The 15,174-nt window shown below is 69.3% G+C and carries 20 protein-coding genes; 1 reads left to right on the plus strand and 19 read right to left on the minus strand.

What is annotated here, in order from left to right; genetic code table 11:
- Positions 1-168 precede the first annotated feature (168 nt).
- Positions 169-1,626, plus strand: coding sequence for a hypothetical protein (locus tag FRAEUI1C_RS39880; protein ID WP_013427298.1), 1,458 nt, complete (start codon positions 169-171; stop codon positions 1,624-1,626).
- Between the two features lie 81 nt (positions 1,627-1,707).
- On the opposite strand, the gene truA is transcribed toward FRAEUI1C_RS39880, so the two are convergent.
- From truA to rplE, 19 genes are all read right to left on the minus strand, one after another.
- Entirely contained in the window at positions 1,708-2,544 is an 837-nt protein-coding gene (gene truA, locus FRAEUI1C_RS30795) for a tRNA pseudouridine(38-40) synthase TruA (protein ID WP_438269985.1), read from the minus strand.
- 302 nt (positions 2,545-2,846) lie between these two features.
- A complete protein-coding gene (gene rplQ / locus FRAEUI1C_RS30800; RefSeq protein ID WP_013427300.1) occupies positions 2,847-3,422 on the minus strand; it encodes a 50S ribosomal protein L17 in 576 nt (191 codons plus the stop codon).
- Positions 3,423-3,936: 514 nt separating this feature from the next.
- Positions 3,937-4,989 (minus strand): DNA-directed RNA polymerase subunit alpha, encoded by a 1,053-nt coding sequence (locus FRAEUI1C_RS30805; protein WP_013427301.1) that lies wholly within the window; start codon positions 4,987-4,989, stop codon positions 3,937-3,939.
- 360 nt (positions 4,990-5,349) lie between these two features.
- Entirely contained in the window at positions 5,350-5,976 is a 627-nt protein-coding gene (gene rpsD / locus FRAEUI1C_RS30810) for a 30S ribosomal protein S4 (protein WP_013427302.1), read from the minus strand.
- 35 nt (positions 5,977-6,011) lie between these two features.
- On the minus strand, positions 6,012-6,419 hold the full coding sequence (rpsK, locus tag FRAEUI1C_RS30815) for a 30S ribosomal protein S11 (RefSeq protein ID WP_013427303.1): 408 nt from the start codon (positions 6,417-6,419) through the stop codon (positions 6,012-6,014).
- A gap of 91 nt (positions 6,420-6,510) precedes the next feature.
- Positions 6,511-6,891: a 30S ribosomal protein S13 gene (gene rpsM / locus FRAEUI1C_RS30820; RefSeq protein ID WP_013427304.1), complete on the minus strand. Its 381-nt coding sequence runs from the start codon at positions 6,889-6,891 to the stop codon at positions 6,511-6,513.
- Between the two features lie 386 nt (positions 6,892-7,277).
- Positions 7,278-7,442 carry a 50S ribosomal protein L36 gene (gene rpmJ, locus FRAEUI1C_RS30825; RefSeq protein ID WP_497006513.1) on the minus strand — a complete coding sequence of 55 codons (165 nt, stop codon included), beginning with the start codon at positions 7,440-7,442 and terminating at the stop codon, positions 7,278-7,280.
- Positions 7,443-7,710: 268 nt separating this feature from the next.
- A complete protein-coding gene (infA, locus tag FRAEUI1C_RS30830) occupies positions 7,711-7,932 on the minus strand; it encodes a translation initiation factor IF-1 (protein WP_006541558.1) in 222 nt (73 codons plus the stop codon).
- Positions 7,933-8,324: 392 nt separating this feature from the next.
- Positions 8,325-9,161 carry a type I methionyl aminopeptidase gene (gene map, locus FRAEUI1C_RS30835; RefSeq protein WP_013427305.1) on the minus strand — a complete coding sequence of 279 codons (837 nt, stop codon included), beginning with the start codon at positions 9,159-9,161 and terminating at the stop codon, positions 8,325-8,327.
- Between the two features lie 194 nt (positions 9,162-9,355).
- Positions 9,356-10,009 carry an adenylate kinase gene (locus FRAEUI1C_RS30840; RefSeq protein ID WP_013427306.1) on the minus strand — a complete coding sequence of 218 codons (654 nt, stop codon included), beginning with the start codon at positions 10,007-10,009 and terminating at the stop codon, positions 9,356-9,358.
- Positions 10,009-11,301: a preprotein translocase subunit SecY gene (secY, locus tag FRAEUI1C_RS30845; RefSeq protein ID WP_013427307.1), complete on the minus strand. Its 1,293-nt coding sequence runs from the start codon at positions 11,299-11,301 to the stop codon at positions 10,009-10,011. The genes FRAEUI1C_RS30840 and secY overlap by 1 nt, the downstream gene beginning before the upstream one ends.
- 260 nt (positions 11,302-11,561) lie before the next feature.
- The gene (gene rplO / locus FRAEUI1C_RS30850) at positions 11,562-12,053 is read right to left on the minus strand and encodes a 50S ribosomal protein L15 (RefSeq protein WP_013427308.1); all 492 of its coding nucleotides are present in this window, start codon (positions 12,051-12,053) and stop codon (positions 11,562-11,564) included.
- 1 nt (position 12,054) lies between these two features.
- Positions 12,055-12,237 (minus strand): 50S ribosomal protein L30, encoded by a 183-nt coding sequence (gene rpmD / locus FRAEUI1C_RS30855; RefSeq protein ID WP_013427309.1) that lies wholly within the window; start codon positions 12,235-12,237, stop codon positions 12,055-12,057.
- Positions 12,237-12,848 (minus strand): 30S ribosomal protein S5, encoded by a 612-nt coding sequence (gene rpsE, locus FRAEUI1C_RS30860; RefSeq protein ID WP_013427310.1) that lies wholly within the window; start codon positions 12,846-12,848, stop codon positions 12,237-12,239. Before rpsE ends, rpmD begins: the two co-directional genes overlap by 1 nt.
- A gap of 26 nt (positions 12,849-12,874) precedes the next feature.
- Positions 12,875-13,249, minus strand: a complete 375-nt coding sequence (gene rplR / locus FRAEUI1C_RS30865; RefSeq protein WP_013427311.1) for a 50S ribosomal protein L18 — start codon at positions 13,247-13,249, stop codon at positions 12,875-12,877.
- A gap of 10 nt (positions 13,250-13,259) precedes the next feature.
- The gene (rplF, locus tag FRAEUI1C_RS30870; protein WP_013427312.1) at positions 13,260-13,796 is read right to left on the minus strand and encodes a 50S ribosomal protein L6; all 537 of its coding nucleotides are present in this window, start codon (positions 13,794-13,796) and stop codon (positions 13,260-13,262) included.
- Positions 13,797-13,807: 11 nt separating this feature from the next.
- Positions 13,808-14,212: a 30S ribosomal protein S8 gene (rpsH, locus tag FRAEUI1C_RS30875; RefSeq protein WP_013427313.1), complete on the minus strand. Its 405-nt coding sequence runs from the start codon at positions 14,210-14,212 to the stop codon at positions 13,808-13,810.
- A 190-nt stretch (positions 14,213-14,402) separates the two neighbouring features.
- Positions 14,403-14,588, minus strand: a complete 186-nt coding sequence (locus FRAEUI1C_RS30880) for a type Z 30S ribosomal protein S14 (RefSeq protein WP_013427314.1) — start codon at positions 14,586-14,588, stop codon at positions 14,403-14,405.
- Positions 14,589-14,592: 4 nt separating this feature from the next.
- A complete protein-coding gene (gene rplE / locus FRAEUI1C_RS30885) occupies positions 14,593-15,162 on the minus strand; it encodes a 50S ribosomal protein L5 (protein ID WP_013427315.1) in 570 nt (189 codons plus the stop codon).
- Between the last annotated feature and the right edge of the window lie 12 nt (positions 15,163-15,174).

Consider the following 15,174-nt stretch of genomic DNA (forward strand, 5'->3'; position numbering starts at 1 on the left):
CCGCGGTGCGGCCAGACGAGACCACACCGAGACCGGAAGCGCCGGCCAGCCGAGACCGATCGCCTGGGACCGACCAGCTGAGACCGACCAGCTGAGGCTGACCAGCTGAGGCCGTCCGATTGGGGAGGGATGTCTGGAAGATCATAGCAATCGGCTACCGTCGGTCGAATGAGCGGCACCGATCCTTGGCGGGACGCCGGCTCGGAGCTCGGGGACTCCGATCGGCGCGGCGACGACTGGAGCTCGGCCACCGGCGCCCAGGCGGCAGCCGGATGGCCCCCACACAGCACCTCGCCCCTTAGGGACAGCTGGACCCCCAGCGACGACTGGCCCCTCACGGGCCCACACCCCACCGGACCAGGCACCGGCCCGGTCGACCGTGCGTCACTGGTCGGCCCGCTCGACCCGGCCACCGGCGGCATCCTGCGGCCTCGTTACGTGCCCCGCCCTGTCGCCGACCGGCACAACTCGGCCGAGCCGCCGCTCGACCAGAGCTACCCCGGCTGGCCCGAGGACGACGATCTGGACGACGACGATCTGGGTGACGAGGGCGAAGAGGACGACGAGTACGAGGACGTCGCGGACCTGGACGACGGCCTGGCTGACGACGAGTACGACGACGACTATTCCGAGGACGACCAGGACGACGCCGTCGAGGAGAAGGCCGCCGCGGCGCCACGTGCCAGCCGGTTCGGCGAGGGCAGGCGAGCGGCCGCACGCCGCTGGTCGCAGGACCCGGCTCCCGCGGGCCGAGTCCCGAAGGACCCGGCTCCCGCGGACGGACGGGCCTCGAGGCCGCGCCTCGGCCGCGGTCCACGGGTTCTGATCATCGCCGTGGTGGTCCTCATCGTCGGCGGCGTCACCTACTGGACGATGACCGGCGGCTCGTCCGGCACCAGCGCCGCGCCACCGGCACCACTTCCGACCGCGCAGCCGGTGCCGGCCGACTTCCTGGACTCCGCGTTCACGGACTCCGACCCGGTGACCGCGAACGAGTTCTTCCGGGACGGCTCCGTCGTCGCCGGCGCGCACACGTACACCCGGGTCGCCACCAAGCTCGACCAGGGCTGCCCCGACCTCACCGGCATCGTCGCGCTCGCATTGGCGGGCCAGGCCCCGCTGCCCACGGCGGCGGCGGCCACCCCGGCCCCCGGGCCGTCGGCCAGCGGCGCGGCCGCGCCAGGCGCCTCGGCCGCGACGACGCCGGCCGCCCCGGTGACGCCGGGCCCGCTGTGCCGCCAACTGGTCCGGGCGCTCTACGTCGGCGAGGCGGACAAGTCCGGGCGCCGGTTGCTCGCGGGCATCAGCGTCCTCGTCGTCGACAGCGTCACGACCGCCAAGAACGCGGTACAGGCGCTCGGCGCCGGTGCCGGCGGCGTGACCCCGCTGCCGCTGCCGAACGGAACGCTGCCCGGCGCGAAGATCAGCGGCCCGAACGGCAACAACAACTGGCGGACAGCCTTCAACGACGGCCACTACGCCGTCCTGCTCCAGCTCGCCTACTCGGACGACACCAAGGGCAAGGCGACCGACGCGGTGCTCACGGACGCCGCCACCGACCTCAAGAAGATCACCACGTCGCCGCTCGACGACCGCGCGGTGCTCGGCCGCGGCTACCGGGGCTGAGGCCGAGCCTCCACCCGGACGTAGCCGGGTGGAGCGACCGGATCCGGGCGGAGCGGCGCCAGGCCGTCCAAGAGCGGGGAGTCAGCCGGACAGCGTCGGCGAGACGCGGACGGCCCTGGTGACCTCGGCACGGGCGGCGAGGTCGGCATCGGGCGGGTAGCGCACCTCGACCAGCGTGAGCCCATGTGCCGGCAGCACGGTCACGCCCGGGCTGCGCACCGCTCTGGCCAGCATCTGGGGGATCCAACCCGGTGGCTGGCGGCCCTCGCCGACGCCGACGAGCGCGCCGACGAGCGCCCGGACCATCGAGTGGCAGAACGCGTCCGCCTCGACGTCGGCGACGAGCACGCCGTCGGGGCCGCGACGGACATCGAGGCGCAGCAGCGTGCGGACCGTCGTCGCCCCCTCCCGGCGGCGGCAGAACGCGGCGAAGTCGTGTTCCCCGAGCAGCGCCAGCGCGGCCAGCCGCATGACCGCCGGGTCCAGCGGCCGGGGCCAGGCGAGGGTGTCGTGGCGGCGCAGCGGATCGGCACCGTAGGGCGCGTCGCTGATCCGGTAGTTGTACCGGCGGGAGAGCGCCGAGAAGCGGGCGTCGAACCCGACCGGCGCCGGCCCGATCCCGAGAATCCGCACCGCGCGGTCGAGAACGCCGTTGAGCCGGCGGGCGAGCCCACCGAGTGGAACCTCGTCGGGGATGTCGACGTGCGCGACCTGCCTGGCGGCGTGCACCCCCGCGTCGGTCCGACCGGCCACGGTGAGCCGCACGGCGGGCAGCCTCGCCACCCGCATCAGGGCGTCCTCCACGTCGCCCTGCACGGTTCGCTGGCCAGGCTGGCGGGCCCAGCCGGCGAACGGCGTCCCGTCATAGGCGAGGTCGATCCGGAGCCGTTGGAGGCCGTCGGCGCCGAAGATGGTCAAGGCGCTCGTTATCTCCTTGCTTCCCGAGCTGCTTGCTTTCCGCGCTAGCGCGTCCATCAAACTGATCTGCCGGTCGCGGTGGTTCGGATGGTTCGGTGGTTCGGATGGTTCGGTCGCGCCACAGCCGTGGCAGGCCGGCGCGGAGCGCTGGCGACGCTCTCACGATCGCACCTTCGGCTACCCCGTGTCAGCCCCGGGTCCCACCGGCGATCGGGGCCGTGGAGCGGGCAGACGGCGAGGAGCCCGCCTCCCGGTGCGGGTGGCGGGCTCCTCTCCCCGGAGGCCCTGGGGCCCGGAGGACGTCAGGCTTCGGTGTCGCCGTCGGCCGACTCGGCCGGCTCGGCCGTGGTGGCCTCCGCCGCCTTGGCCTCTTCGGCCTCGAGGGCGACGGCGGCCGCGGTCGGCGACTCCTTCGCCAAGTCCTCGGCGGCCTCGGCGGTCGCACCGGTCGGCGCCTTGCGGTCGGCGAACCGGGTACCGCGGGCGCGCTCGGCCTCGGCCACGGCCGACTGGCCGACCGTCAGCGCCTCGACGAGCTCGATCCGGGCCAGCTGGGCGTTGTCGCCCTTGCGGAACCCGACCTTGGTGATCCGGGTGTAGCCACCGTTGCGGTTCTCGTACCGCGGGCCGATCTCGGTGAACAGCTCGTGGACGACCGACTTGTCGCGGATGACGCGCATCACCTGGCGACGGGCGTGCAGGTCACCCCGCTTGGCGAAGGTGACCAGCTTCTCGGCGTACGGGCGCAGCGCCTTCGCCTTGGTCTCGGTCGTGGTGATCGCGCCGTGTTCGAACAGCGAGGTCGCCAGGTTCGCGAGAATCAGCCGCTGGTGGGCCGGGCTGCCGCCGAGCCGGGCGCCCTTCCTCGGAGTGGGCATTCGAGTTCCTCGTTCCTTTCGCGGTGCGAAGCACCTCAGAGCCGACCGGGACGGACATCTCCACGGCCGCGAGCCAAGCCCGCGACACGGCCCCAACCTCGCCCGTCGAGCGAGATCAGAACCTTGGTCAGGCAGTGCCCCGGCCCCCCGGTCGGAACCGAAACCCCACCCAACGTGGATCCCTGCGAACAGGTCTTACAGACGAACCAACCAAGCCAAACAGATCAAGCCACCCCAGCGCCCCGACCCAGAAGCCGCCAGCGAAGCGAAGCGGCCCCCCGACTCGGTCAGCTCGGTGCCCTGAGCCCAAGTCTTCGCGTAGTCGGGTCGGCCAGCAGGCTGCGAGCGAAGCGAAGCCGCCTGACTGGCCGACCCGACGGAGCGAAGACCCCGTTCGTGGCGGAGGACACGGCGCGGAGGTCCCGACCGCAGCGAAGCAAGGTCGGGGCCGGAGCGCCGCGCCCGGACGCCACGAACCAGAGACTCAGCGCCCGGACGCCACGAACAAAGAAACTCAGTACTGCTCGGTCTCGACGTACTCGCTGCCGTCGTCGTCGTGACCGGCGGAGAACGGCGGGCTGTAGGTGTCGGTCCCGTAGGTGTCGACGGCCTGCCGCGGGTCGAACCCGGGCGGGCTGTCCTTGAGCTGCAGGCCCATGGCCCCCAGCTTGGTCTTCACCTCGTCGATCGACTTCTGACCGAAGTTGCGGATGTCGAGCAGGTCCGCCTCGCTGCGCGAGACGAGCTCGCCGATCGTGTGGATGCCCTCGCGCTTGAGGCAGTTGTAGGAGCGGACGGTCAGGTCCATCTCCTCGATCGGCAGGGCCAGGTCAGCGGCCAGCTGCGCGTCCTGCGCGGACGGGCCGATGTCGACGCCCTCCGCCTCGGCGTTGAGCTCCTGGGCCAGCCCGAACAGGCCGACCAGGGTCTTGCCGGCGCTCGCCATCGCGTCGCGCGGCGAGATCGACGGCTTGGTCTCGACGTCGACGATCAGCTTGTCGAAGTCGGTCCGCTGCTCGACACGAGTCGCCTCGACCTTGTAGGTGACCTTCAGCACCGGCGAGTAGATCGAGTCGATCGGGATACGGCCGATCTCCTGGCCAGGCTGCTTGTTCTGGGCCGCGCTGACGTAGCCACGACCACGCTCGACGGTCAGCTCGATCTCGAGCTTGCCCTTGTCGTTGATGGTGGCCAGGTGCAGCTCGGGGTTGTGCACCTCGACGCCGGCCGGCGGCGCGATGTCCGCCGCGGTGACCTCGCCGGGGCCCTGCTTGCGCAGGTACATCACCGTCGGCTCGTCGTTGTCCGAGCTGACGACGAGCTCCTTGAGGTTCAGGATCACGTCGGTGACGTCTTCCTTGACCCCGGGAACCGTGGAGAACTCGTGCAGCACGCCGTCGATCCGGATGCTCGTCACCGAGGCACCGGGGATGGACGACAGCAGGGTGCGACGCAGCGAGTTGCCCAGGGTGTAGCCGAAACCAGGCTCCAGCGGCTCGATCACGAACCGCGACCGGAACTCGGCGATCGGCTCCTCGGCCAGCGTAGGACGCTGAGCAATAAGCATGAGCTACTTCCTTCCAACCACGACGCCCGCCATATGACGCCGTGCAGTGCCTCCCTCAAGGGGAGGCGACGGCGAGGAGCTTCGGTCCGCACACTCGCCGTAGACCATTCTGCGCCTCGGTAGCAAATGCAGAGGCGCAGGGGTGAGACGACCATCGGCCGCCGGGTCAGACCCGACGGCCGAAGGCCGACAAAACCACACGTTCGGGAGCTTCGGCTGGAACGCGACCGAGATACCTACCCCGGACCGCGGCCCACCCCGGGCATCCACGCCCGCCCCGATACAGGGCTGGCGAGGGCGCCCAGCGCCCGAGCCGGTTTCGCGGTCGCCGGGCGCTCCGCGCCCGGCGACCGCGAAACCCTACTTCGAGTAGAGCTCGACGATCAGCTGCTCCTGGACCTGGGTGTCGATGGCACCACGGGCGGGGAGCGAGTGGACCAGGATCCGCATCTGGCTGGAGATGACCTCGAGCCAGGCCGGAACGGTCCGCTGACCGGCGGTCTCGCGAGCGACGATGAACGGGGTGAGCTCCCGCGACTTCGGCGCGATCTCGACGATGTCGTTGTCGCTGACCCGGTAGCTGGGGATGTCCACCTTGCCGCCGTTGACCTGCACGTGACCGTGCCGGACGGCCTGACGGGCGGCGTCGCGGGACGGCGCGAAGCCGGCCCGGTAGACGACGTTGTCGAGCCGCGACTCGAGGATCTTCAGCAGCTCGTCACCGGTCTTGCCGGAGCGACGGTTCGCCTCGTCGTAGTAGCCGCGGAACTGCTTCTCGAGCACGCCGTAGATCCGGGCGCACTTCTGCTTCTCGCGCTTCTGGAGGAGGTACTCGGAGTCCTTGGTGCGACCCCGGCCGTGCTCACCCGGCGGGTAGGGCCGAATCTCGATCGGGCACTTCGGCGATTCGCACTTGCTGCCCTTGAGGAACAGCTTGGTCTTCTCGCGACGGCAACGCTTGCAGTCCGGGCCGACGTAACGGGCCATGTCTTCCTTCTTCTCTCTCGTCCGATATAGCCCGGTCAGACCCGGCGCCGCTTGGGGGGCCGGCAACCGTTGTGCGGGGTGGGCGTGACGTCCTGAATGGTGCCGACCTCGAGGCCAGCCGCCTGCAGCGACCGGATCGCGGTCTCCCGGCCGGAGCCGGGGCCCTTCACGAACACGTCCACCTTGCGCATGCCGTGCTCCTGCGCCTTGCGCGCGGCGTTCTCAGCGGCCATCTGCGCGGCGTACGGCGTCGACTTACGCGAGCCCTTGAAGCCCACGTGGCCGGCGGACGCCCACGAGATCACGTTCCCGGTCGGGTCCGTGATCGACACGATGGTGTTGTTGAAGGTGCTCTTGATGTGCGCGTGCCCGTGGGCGACGTTCTTCTTCTCCTTGCGCCGAACCTTCTTGACGCCAGGACCTGTGCGAGTCTTGGGAGGCATGTGCTTTCGTGATCTCCGTCTACGAGGTCGTCGGTCAACGGCCGGTGGTGCCACCCCGAGACCTGGTCATCAGGGGCGGCGAGACCGGTGACTACTTCTTGCCGGCCTTCTTCTTGCCGGCGATGGCGCGACGCGGGCCCTTGCGGGTGCGGGCGTTGGTGTGCGTCCGCTGACCGTGCACAGGAAGGTTGCGCCGGTGACGGAGGCCCTGGTAGCAGCCGATCTCCATCTTGCGGCGGATGTCCTGCTTGATCTCCCGCTGCAGGTCGCCCTCGACGCGGTAGTGCCCGTCGATCCATTCACGAAGCCTGATGACCTCGTCCTCGCTGAGGTCACGGACCCGGGTGTCCGGGTTGACCCCGGTCGCGACCAGGGTCTCCTTCGCGCGGGTGCGGCCGATCCCGAAGATGTAGGTCAGGCCGATCTCGACCCGCTTCTCACGGGGAAGGTCAACGCCCGAAAGGCGTGCCATGAAGGTGGTTCCTTCCTGCTTCGGAGGTATCGGGCGTCGCCGTCCCTATCGGTCAACCAGACCGACAAGGCCCCGGCCTCCGACCGGGGGTTGTGACACGGGCTGCCGCATCCATACGCTTGCGGCCCCACCGCGCCCTGACGACGCTTGATGTGTAGCTGCGCCTGACGAGTTCGCCCAGCCGGAACTCCGGCGGCGGACGTCAGGTCACACCATGCGGGGATCAGACTACTCCCCTGCCCGTCGGCTCCAGCTCACCGGCTGAGGCCCCCGCACGAGCCAAGCTCGCTACCCGGGCCGGAGGTCGCCCTCCGGGACTGACGTTCCGAGCGGAATCCGGCGGGAGGCTGCCCGCGATTCGGCGGGCAGCCTCCGACGCCCGGGTTTCAGCCCTGGCGCTGCTTGTGACGCAGGTTGTCGCAGATCACCATGACACGCCCGTGACGACGGATCACCTTGCACTTGTCGCAGATCTTCTTGACGCTCGGCTTGACCTTCACGGCTGCCGTTACCTCCTGCGCGCAGCCGCGGGCCGCGCTTGAGTCAGTCAACAAGGGAACCAAGACCACCCCGGCCGAACTAGGCCCGACCATGGTGTTCCTGGCTATCGGGCGCCCCCAGATCCATTTCAGCAGACCTGGTTCAGTGACACCCTGAGCAGCTAGCCCCCCGTCGAGCGAAGCTCGACAGCGGGGGTTCCAGGGCGCCGGGGTCCCCACTGATCCGCGCCAGCGGATCTGTGGGGGAACGGCCCCCCTGGGCAGACATCAAGTGAAGTCGGAACGGGGAGCGCGGTCCGCGACCACACTCCACCCCGACTCACTTGTAGCGGTAGACGATGCGTCCGCGGGACAGGTCGTAGGGCGACAGCTCGACCACCACCCGGTCCTCCGGAAGAATCCGGATGTAGTGCTGGCGCATCTTGCCGCTGATGTGGGCGAGAACGCGGTGCCCGTTCTGCAGCTCAACCCGAAACATGGCGTTCGGGAGCGGCTCGACGACCCGGCCCTCGATCTCGATTGCCCCGTCCTTCTTCGGCATGTCCTCCACTGTCCTGACGTGTGCGACCCTCGGGGCGGGCGCCCCAGAAGCAAACAGCCCAAGCCATCGGGAAACCGGCGGAAGCCGGGCCACCACGATGGCCGACCCGGTGGCCCAGACAGCCGCGCCCGTCAGGAACGCCCAGCACAGACAGTCGCCGATGACTGGGCGATCGTGAATCAGTCCGTTACCAGCCAAGCCGGGCAACCCCGCCTAGACAGCCCCGCCCAGGCAAGGCAGACCAGAGAGATGGCAGGCGCGAGAGACCACCGCCTTGAGAGTCTACGCGCCCACTTCGTCAAGGGCGAATCAGCGCCGCGGCCCTCCGGCGTCGGAGCGACAGCGTGGTCCACCTCCGGCGGACGCTGAGCCCACCTCGGCGGACGCCCGGATCAGGACTTTGCCTCCGCGGGCGCGCCGCAGGCGATCCCCAGCTCGGCGAACCTGGCGGCGCCGCCGTCATGCGCGGTCAGCACCCACGGGCCGCGCGGGGTGACGGCGACGGTGTGCTCGGTGTGGGCCGCCCAGGAACCGTCGACGGTCGACACGGTCCAGTCATCGTCGAGCACCCGGGTGTCCGGCGAGCCCATGGTGATCATCGGCTCGATCGCGAGCGCGAGGCCGGCGACCAGCTTGATGCCGCGGCCGGCCCGGCCGTGGTTGAGGATGTGGGGCGGCTGGTGCATCTCGGTACCGATGCCGTGACCGCCGTAGTTGTCGACGATGCCGAAGCCACGCGGCTGGACGTGCTGCTCGACGGCATGCGAGATGTCGGTCAGCCGGCCACCGAGCTGGGCCGCGGCGAGGCCGGCCCACAGCGAGTCCTCACAGACCTTGATCATCTCTAGGATCGCGGGGTCGACCGTGCCGACCGGCACCGTGATGGCCGCGTCGCCGTGCCAGCCGTCGACGATGGCGCCGCAGTCGATCGAGATGATGTCGCCGTCGTGCAGCACCCGCTTGCGGTTCGGGATCGCATGGACGACCTCGTCGTTCACCGAGCTGCAGATCGACGCCGGATACGGCGGATGCGCATAGCCCTTGAACGACGGGATGCCGCCGCCGGCGCGGATGGTCTTCTCAGCCACCGCGTCCAGGTCGGCGGTGGTGGCACCGGGGAGCGCGGCCTCCCGCAGCCGGTCGAGCGCCTGCGCGACCAGCAGCCCGGCGACCCGCATCTTGGCGATCTCCGCCGCCGTCTTGATCTGGACGTGCTCTCGTCGCGCCATAACCCTTGTCCCGGTCTTCGCTCTCGTTCACGGTGCCCCGCGGCCGATCCGGGCAGGCCAACCCGGGTGGGCCGACCGGCCCACGTGGTCACCGACGGGGCTTCTGGAACGACGATAGTCCTCAGCCACAACAAGCTCGCTGGTGGATCTTGTCCACCGCGCCGCAGGACCCGAGCGCGCTAGGCGTGAGACGCTCAGGAACCGTGGTGACGCAGGGCGTCGATCGCGCGCTCGGTGACGTTGTCCACCGGGCCGGTCGCGTCGATACCGATCAGTACCCCACGCTCGGCGTACCAGGACACCAACGGCGCGGTCTGCTCGGCGTAGACCTCCAGGCGGTGCCGGATGGTCTCGGCCCGGTCATCGTCACGCTGGAACAGCGCGCCGTTGCACCGGTCGCAGACGTCCTCCACGGTGGGTGGATCGAAGTCCACGTGCCAGATGTGCCCGCACGAGCGGCAGGTCCGCCGACCGGACAGCCGCCGCACCACCTCGTCGTCGTCCACGACGAGCTCAAGCACCACGTCGAGCTGGGTGCCCATCGCCTCGAGCATCCCGGCGAGCACCTCGGCCTGCGGGACGTTGCGAGGGAATCCGTCCAGCAGGAAGCCCTTGACCGCGTCGTCCTCGGCAAGGCGGTTGCGCACCATACCGATCGTGATCTCGTCGGGAACGAGGTCACCCGCGTCCATGTAGTGCTTGGCCTGGATACCGAGCTCCGTGCCTTCTCGGACGTTCGCACGGAAGATGTCACCGGTGGAGATCTTGGGAATCGACCGCGCCGAGGCGATGAACGCGGCCTGCGTACCCTTGCCTGCTCCCGGTGGTCCGACCAGTACGAGGCGCACTACCGGAGGAAGCCTTCGTAGTTGCGGAGCATGAGCTGGCTCTCGATCTGCTTCACGGTTTCCAGTCCCACCCCCACCATGATCAGCACCGACGTCCCCGCGAAGGGGAAGGGCTGGTCCTTCGTCAGGTTCAGCAACGCGAGCGGAAGAACTGTGATCACCCCCAGGAACAGCGAACCCGGCAGGGTGATCCGGGAGAGGACGTGATCAAGATACTCGGCGGTGGGGCGCCCGGGCCTGATGCCCGGGATGAACCCTCCGTACTTCTTCATGTTGTCGGCGACCTCGGTCGGATTGAACGTGATCGCGACGTAGAAGTACGTGAAGAAGATGATGAGCAGCCCGTAGGTCGCTAGATAGAGCGGATGGTCACCCTTCGACAGGTAACGAGTCTCAAAGTCCTGGAAGCCCTTGTTGTTCCACACCTGGCCGACCAGCTGCGGCAGCTGCAGCAGCGACGAGGCGAAGATGACGGGGATGACGCCCGCCTGGTTCACCTTGATCGGCAGGTAGGTCGACGTCCCGCCGTACATGCGCCGGCCGATCAGGCGTTTGGCGTACTGCACCGGGATGCGGCGCTGCGACTGTTCGACGAGGATGACGAAGACGACGATCGCCAGGCCCAGCAGGCAGACCAGGGTGAAGACGACGCCGCCGGCGACCTGGAGGATCGCGGTGCCCTGGGACGGCAGCCGGGAGGCGATCGAGGTGAAGATCAGCAGCGACATACCGTTACCGATGCCCCGGGCGGTGATCAGCTCACCGAGCCACATGATCACGCCCACGCCCGCGGTCATCGTGATGACGATCGTCGCGATGCGGAAGAGGCTGGTGTCCGGGATGATCTGAGCCGAGCAGTCCGGGAACAGCCGGCCGCTGCGGGCCAGCGCCACGATGCCGGTCGCCTGGAGGATGCCGAGCGCGATGGTCAGGTAGCGGGTGTACTGGGTGATCTTCTGTTCACCCGCGCTGCCTTCCTTCTTGAGCTGCTCAAGCCGCGGAATGACCACGACGAGCAGCTGAAGGATGATGCTGGAGGTGATGTAGGGCATGATGCCCAGCGCGAAGATCGACAACTGCAGCAGCGCGCCGCCGCTGAACAGGTTGATCAACGAGTAGACGTTGCTCGCGCCCGTGCTCGCGGTACTCAGACAGGTGTGCACCGCGCCGTAGGAGACACCAGGCGCGGGCAGGACGCTGCCGATCCGGAACAGGACCACGATCCCGAACGTGAAAAGCAGCTTCTTGCGCAGGTCGGGCGTGCGGAAAGCCCGCGTGAAGGCGGTGAGCACGGCTCCTCCTGCAGGGGGGAAGTACACGAACGAGAGACGGCGACGGTCCGCCGGACGAGCTGTCCGATGGATGTTCCGGACGCCGTGAGGCGACTGTAACAGCACCTGAGGCTCACGAGTCCCGACATCACCTCCGCGGAGGTCAGTCAGAAACCCGCGGCCCCCACGGGATCACCGGGCCACCGGCAGCCGAGCGGACCCGGTGCCTCGACCCAGTGTTCACCGAAAGGGGACGGACGCGCCCGCGCCCGTCCCCGATCTCACACTTCGGTGACACTGCCGCCAGCGGCGGCGATCTTGTCGCGAGCGGAACCCGAGAACGCGTGCGCGCTCACCTGCAGCGCGACGCCGAGGTCCCCGTCGCCGAGCACCTTGACGAGCGCATTCTTACGAACAGCGCCCGCCTTCACGAGCTCGTCGACGCCCACCTGGCCGCCCTGCGGGAACAGCTCGGCGAGGGTGGCGACGTTGACCACCTGGTACTCGGTGCGCCAGCGGTTCTTGAAGCCCTTGAGCTTCGGGATCCGCATGTGCAGCGGCATCTGGCCACCCTCGAAGGTGGCCGGAACCTGCTTGCGCGCCTTGGAGCCCTTGGTGCCACGACCGGCGGTCTTGCCCTTGGAGCCCTCGCCGCGACCGACCCGCATCTTGGGCCGGTTCGCACCCGGCGCGGGACGCAGGTGGTGCAGCTTCAGCGCCCGGCCACGCTCGGCCGTGCTCGCCTCGGGGGCGTCCTTGGTCAGTTCGGCCATCTCAGTTCACTTCCTCGACCGTCACCAGGTGCGCCACGGTCCGGATCATGCCCCGGATCTGCTGGGTGTCCTCGCGCACGGTGGACGCGTTGATCTTCCGCAGGCCCAGGGTCTTCAACGTCGCCCGCTGGTTGTGGGTGCCGCCGATCGGGGACCGGACCTGAGTGATCCGCAGAGAGGCCATCACACACCTGCTCCGGCGGCCGCCCGCGCCCGCAGCATCGCCGGCGGGGCAACGTCCTCCAGCGGCAGGCCGCGGCGCGCCGCGATCTCCTCGGGACGAGTCAGCCCGCGCAGCGCGGCGACGGTCGCGTGCACGATGTTGATCGGGTTGGACGAGCCGAGCGACTTCGACAGCACGTCGTGCACGCCCGCGCACTCCAGCACCGCGCGCACCGGGCCACCGGCGATGACACCGGTACCCGGGGAAGCCGGCTTGAGCAGCACGACGCCGGCCGCAGCCTCGCCCTGGATCGGGTGCGGGATCGTCGAGCCGATCCGCGGCACCTTGAAGAAGTGCTTCTTGGCCTCCTCGACGCCCTTGGCGATCGCCGCGGGCACCTCCTTGGCCTTGCCGTAGCCGACGCCGACGGTGCCGTCCGCGTCCCCGACCACGACGAGCGCGGTGAAGCTGAACCGGCGGCCACCCTTGACGACCTTGGCCACGCGGTTGATCGCGACGACGCGCTCGACGTAGGCGGTCTTCTCCTGCGCCGGGCCGCCGCCTGAGCGGTCCCGGCGCTCACGGCGGTCGGAGCCGCCGGCGCCGCCGCCACGGCGCTGCTGGCCTGGCATCTAGAACATCTCCTTTGTCGTGGTCATCAGAAGTCCAGCCCCGCCTCGCGGGCCGCGTCTGCCAGCGCCGCGATCCGGCCGTGGTAGGTACGCCCACCCCGGTCGAAGACGACGGCGGACAGCCCAGCGGCCTTCGCGCGCTCGGCGACCAGCTTGCCGACCTCACGGGCCAGCGCGGTCTTGTCGCCGTCGGCCGTACGCAGCGAGGCGTCCAGCGTCGAGGCGGCAGCGAGGGTGTGGCCGGCGACGTCGTCGATGACCTGCGCGTAGATGTGCCGCGAGGAGCGCGTGACGACGAGCCGCGGACGGATCGGGGTGCCGGTGACCCGCTTGCGGACCCGGGCGTGGCGGCGGAGCCGGGAGATCCGGCGCCGGGAACTGGCGGTGAGGCTCACAGCCATGATCTATCTCCTACTTCCCGGTCTTCCCGACCTTGCGGCGGACGACCTCGCCCTGGTACCGCACGCCCTTGCCCTTGTACGGGTCGGGCTTGCGCAGGCCACGGATCTTGGCGGAGACCTCGCCGACGAGCTGCTTGTCGATGCCGTGCACGACGAAGCGGGTCGGGGTCTGTACCTCGAACCGAATGCCCTCCGGCGCCTTGACCGGCACCGGGTGACTGAAACCGAGCGCGAACTCCAGGTCGGAGCCCTTGGCCTGCACGCGGTACCCGACGCCGACGATCTCCAGCGTCTTCGAGTAGCCCGTGGTGACGCCGATGACCATGTTGGAGACCAGCGTCCGGGTCAGGCCGTGCAGCGCGCGTGAGTTGCGCTCGTCGTCCGGGCGGGCGACCACGACCTGGCCCTCTTCCTGGGCGACCGTGATCGGCTCGACGACGGTGTGCGAGAGGGTGCCCTTCGGGCCCTTCACGGTGACGTGCTGGCCATCGAGGGACACCTCGACGCCGCTCGGCACCGAAATCGGCAGACGGCCGATGCGAGACATCTCGGGACCCCCTACCAGACGTAGGCGAGGACTTCCCCGCCCACCTTCCGCTTACCGGCCTGCCGATCGGTGAGCAGCCCTGACGACGTGGAGATGATCGCCACGCCCAGGCCGCCGAGCACCTTCGGCAGGTTGGTGGACTTCGCGTACACCCGCAGACCGGGCTTGCTGATGCGCTTCACGCCGGCGATCGAGCGCTCCCGGTTGGGGCCGTACTTGAGGTCCACGATCAGGTTCTTGCCGGGCCCGGCCTCGGGCTCCTCCACGTGCCAGCCGAGGATGTAGCCCTCCTGCTGGAGGATCTCGGCGACGTGCACCTTGATCTTGCTGTGCGGCATCACCACCCGGTCGTGGTACGCCCGGTTGGCATTGCGGATGCGCGTGAGCATGTCCGCAATCGGATCGGTCATCGTCATTGGGTGACGCCTTCCTCACGGCGGTTCCCGGTGCCCCTCGTGGGCTCGGGCCTACCGCGACTGGGTGGTGTTACAGATCACCCGCGTCACGCGGGCAAAGTACCAGTCTGCTCCACGCGATGAAGCCGCCTGTCAGCAGGCGGCTCCACCGGGCCAAACAGCGGTACCAGCTGTACCGAACTGCCCCCGACTACCAGGAGCTCTTGGTGATCCCGGGCAGCTCGCCGCGGTGCGCCATCTGCCGCAGGCAGATCCGGCACAGCCCGAACACCCGGTACACCGAGCGCGGACGGCCACACCGCTGGCAGCGGGTGTAGCCGCGGACCGCGTACTTCGGCTTGCTGGCGGCCTTCTCGATCAGAGCCTTCTTCGCCATGCTTCTAGTTCTCCCGGAACGGGAAGCCCAGCGCGCGCAGCAGCGCCCGGCCCTCGTCGTCAGTCGTCGCGGTGGTGACGACAGTGATGTCCATGCCGCGCACCCGGTCGATCCTGTCGATGTCGATCTCGTGGAAGATCGACTGCTCGGTCACGCCGAACGTGTAGTTGCCGCGACCGTCGAACTGCTTCGGCGACAGGCCACGGAAGTCCCGGATGCGGGGCAGCGCGATCGAGACGAGCCGGTCAAGGAACTCCCACATCCGGTCGCCGCGCAGGGTCACCTTCGCGCCGATCGGCATGCCCTCGCGCAGCTTGAACTGCGCGATGGACTTCGTCGCCCGCCGTACGGCCGGCTTCTGGCCGGTGATGGCGGCCAGGTCCTTCAGCGCGCCGTCGATGAGCTTGGCGTCGCGGGCCGCGTCGCCGACACCCATGTTGACGACGACCTTCACGACGCCCGGGATCTGCATGACGTTCGCGTAGCTGAACTGCTCACGCAGGCCTGGCGCGATCTCCTCGCGGTAGCGCTGCTTGAGCCGCGGCATCGCCGACGCCTCAGTAGTCACAGTCATTTGGATTCCGAT

It is taken from the genome of Pseudofrankia inefficax (genome assembly GCF_000166135.1).
GTDB lineage: Bacteria > Actinomycetota > Actinomycetes > Frankiales > Frankiaceae > Pseudofrankia > Pseudofrankia inefficax.

What these genes read in the sequence shown, in the direction of transcription:
- rplR (WP_013427311.1), bottom strand. Translation starts at nt 13,249, where the DNA reads ATGGCTGTGAGCCTCACCGCCAGTTCCCGGCGCCGGATCTCCCGGCTC.
- rpsE (WP_013427310.1), bottom strand. Translation starts at nt 12,848, where the DNA reads ATGCCAGGCCAGCAGCGCCGTGGCGGCGGCGCCGGCGGCTCCGACCGC.
- rpmD (WP_013427309.1), bottom strand. Translation starts at nt 12,237, where the DNA reads ATGGCCTCTCTGCGGATCACTCAGGTCCGGTCCCCGATCGGCGGCACC.
- rplF (WP_013427312.1), bottom strand. Translation starts at nt 13,796, where the DNA reads ATGTCTCGCATCGGCCGTCTGCCGATTTCGGTGCCGAGCGGCGTCGAG.
- map (WP_013427305.1), bottom strand. Translation starts at nt 9,161, where the DNA reads ATGGCGCGACGAGAGCACGTCCAGATCAAGACGGCGGCGGAGATCGCC.
- infA (WP_006541558.1), bottom strand. Translation starts at nt 7,932, where the DNA reads ATGCCGAAGAAGGACGGGGCAATCGAGATCGAGGGCCGGGTCGTCGAG.
- rplQ (WP_013427300.1), bottom strand. Translation starts at nt 3,422, where the DNA reads ATGCCCACTCCGAGGAAGGGCGCCCGGCTCGGCGGCAGCCCGGCCCAC.
- rplE (WP_013427315.1), bottom strand. Translation starts at nt 15,162, where the DNA reads ATGACTGTGACTACTGAGGCGTCGGCGATGCCGCGGCTCAAGCAGCGC.
- rpsM (WP_013427304.1), bottom strand. Translation starts at nt 6,891, where the DNA reads ATGGCACGCCTTTCGGGCGTTGACCTTCCCCGTGAGAAGCGGGTCGAG.
- FRAEUI1C_RS30805 (WP_013427301.1), bottom strand. Translation starts at nt 4,989, where the DNA reads ATGCTTATTGCTCAGCGTCCTACGCTGGCCGAGGAGCCGATCGCCGAG.
- rpsH (WP_013427313.1), bottom strand. Translation starts at nt 14,212, where the DNA reads ATGACGATGACCGATCCGATTGCGGACATGCTCACGCGCATCCGCAAT.
- rpsK (WP_013427303.1), bottom strand. Translation starts at nt 6,419, where the DNA reads ATGCCTCCCAAGACTCGCACAGGTCCTGGCGTCAAGAAGGTTCGGCGC.
- FRAEUI1C_RS39880 (WP_013427298.1), top strand. Translation starts at nt 169, where the DNA reads ATGAGCGGCACCGATCCTTGGCGGGACGCCGGCTCGGAGCTCGGGGAC.
- rpsD (WP_013427302.1), bottom strand. Translation starts at nt 5,976, where the DNA reads ATGGCCCGTTACGTCGGCCCGGACTGCAAGCGTTGCCGTCGCGAGAAG.
- FRAEUI1C_RS30880 (WP_013427314.1), bottom strand. Translation starts at nt 14,588, where the DNA reads ATGGCGAAGAAGGCTCTGATCGAGAAGGCCGCCAGCAAGCCGAAGTAC.
- rplO (WP_013427308.1), bottom strand. Translation starts at nt 12,053, where the DNA reads ATGGCCGAACTGACCAAGGACGCCCCCGAGGCGAGCACGGCCGAGCGT.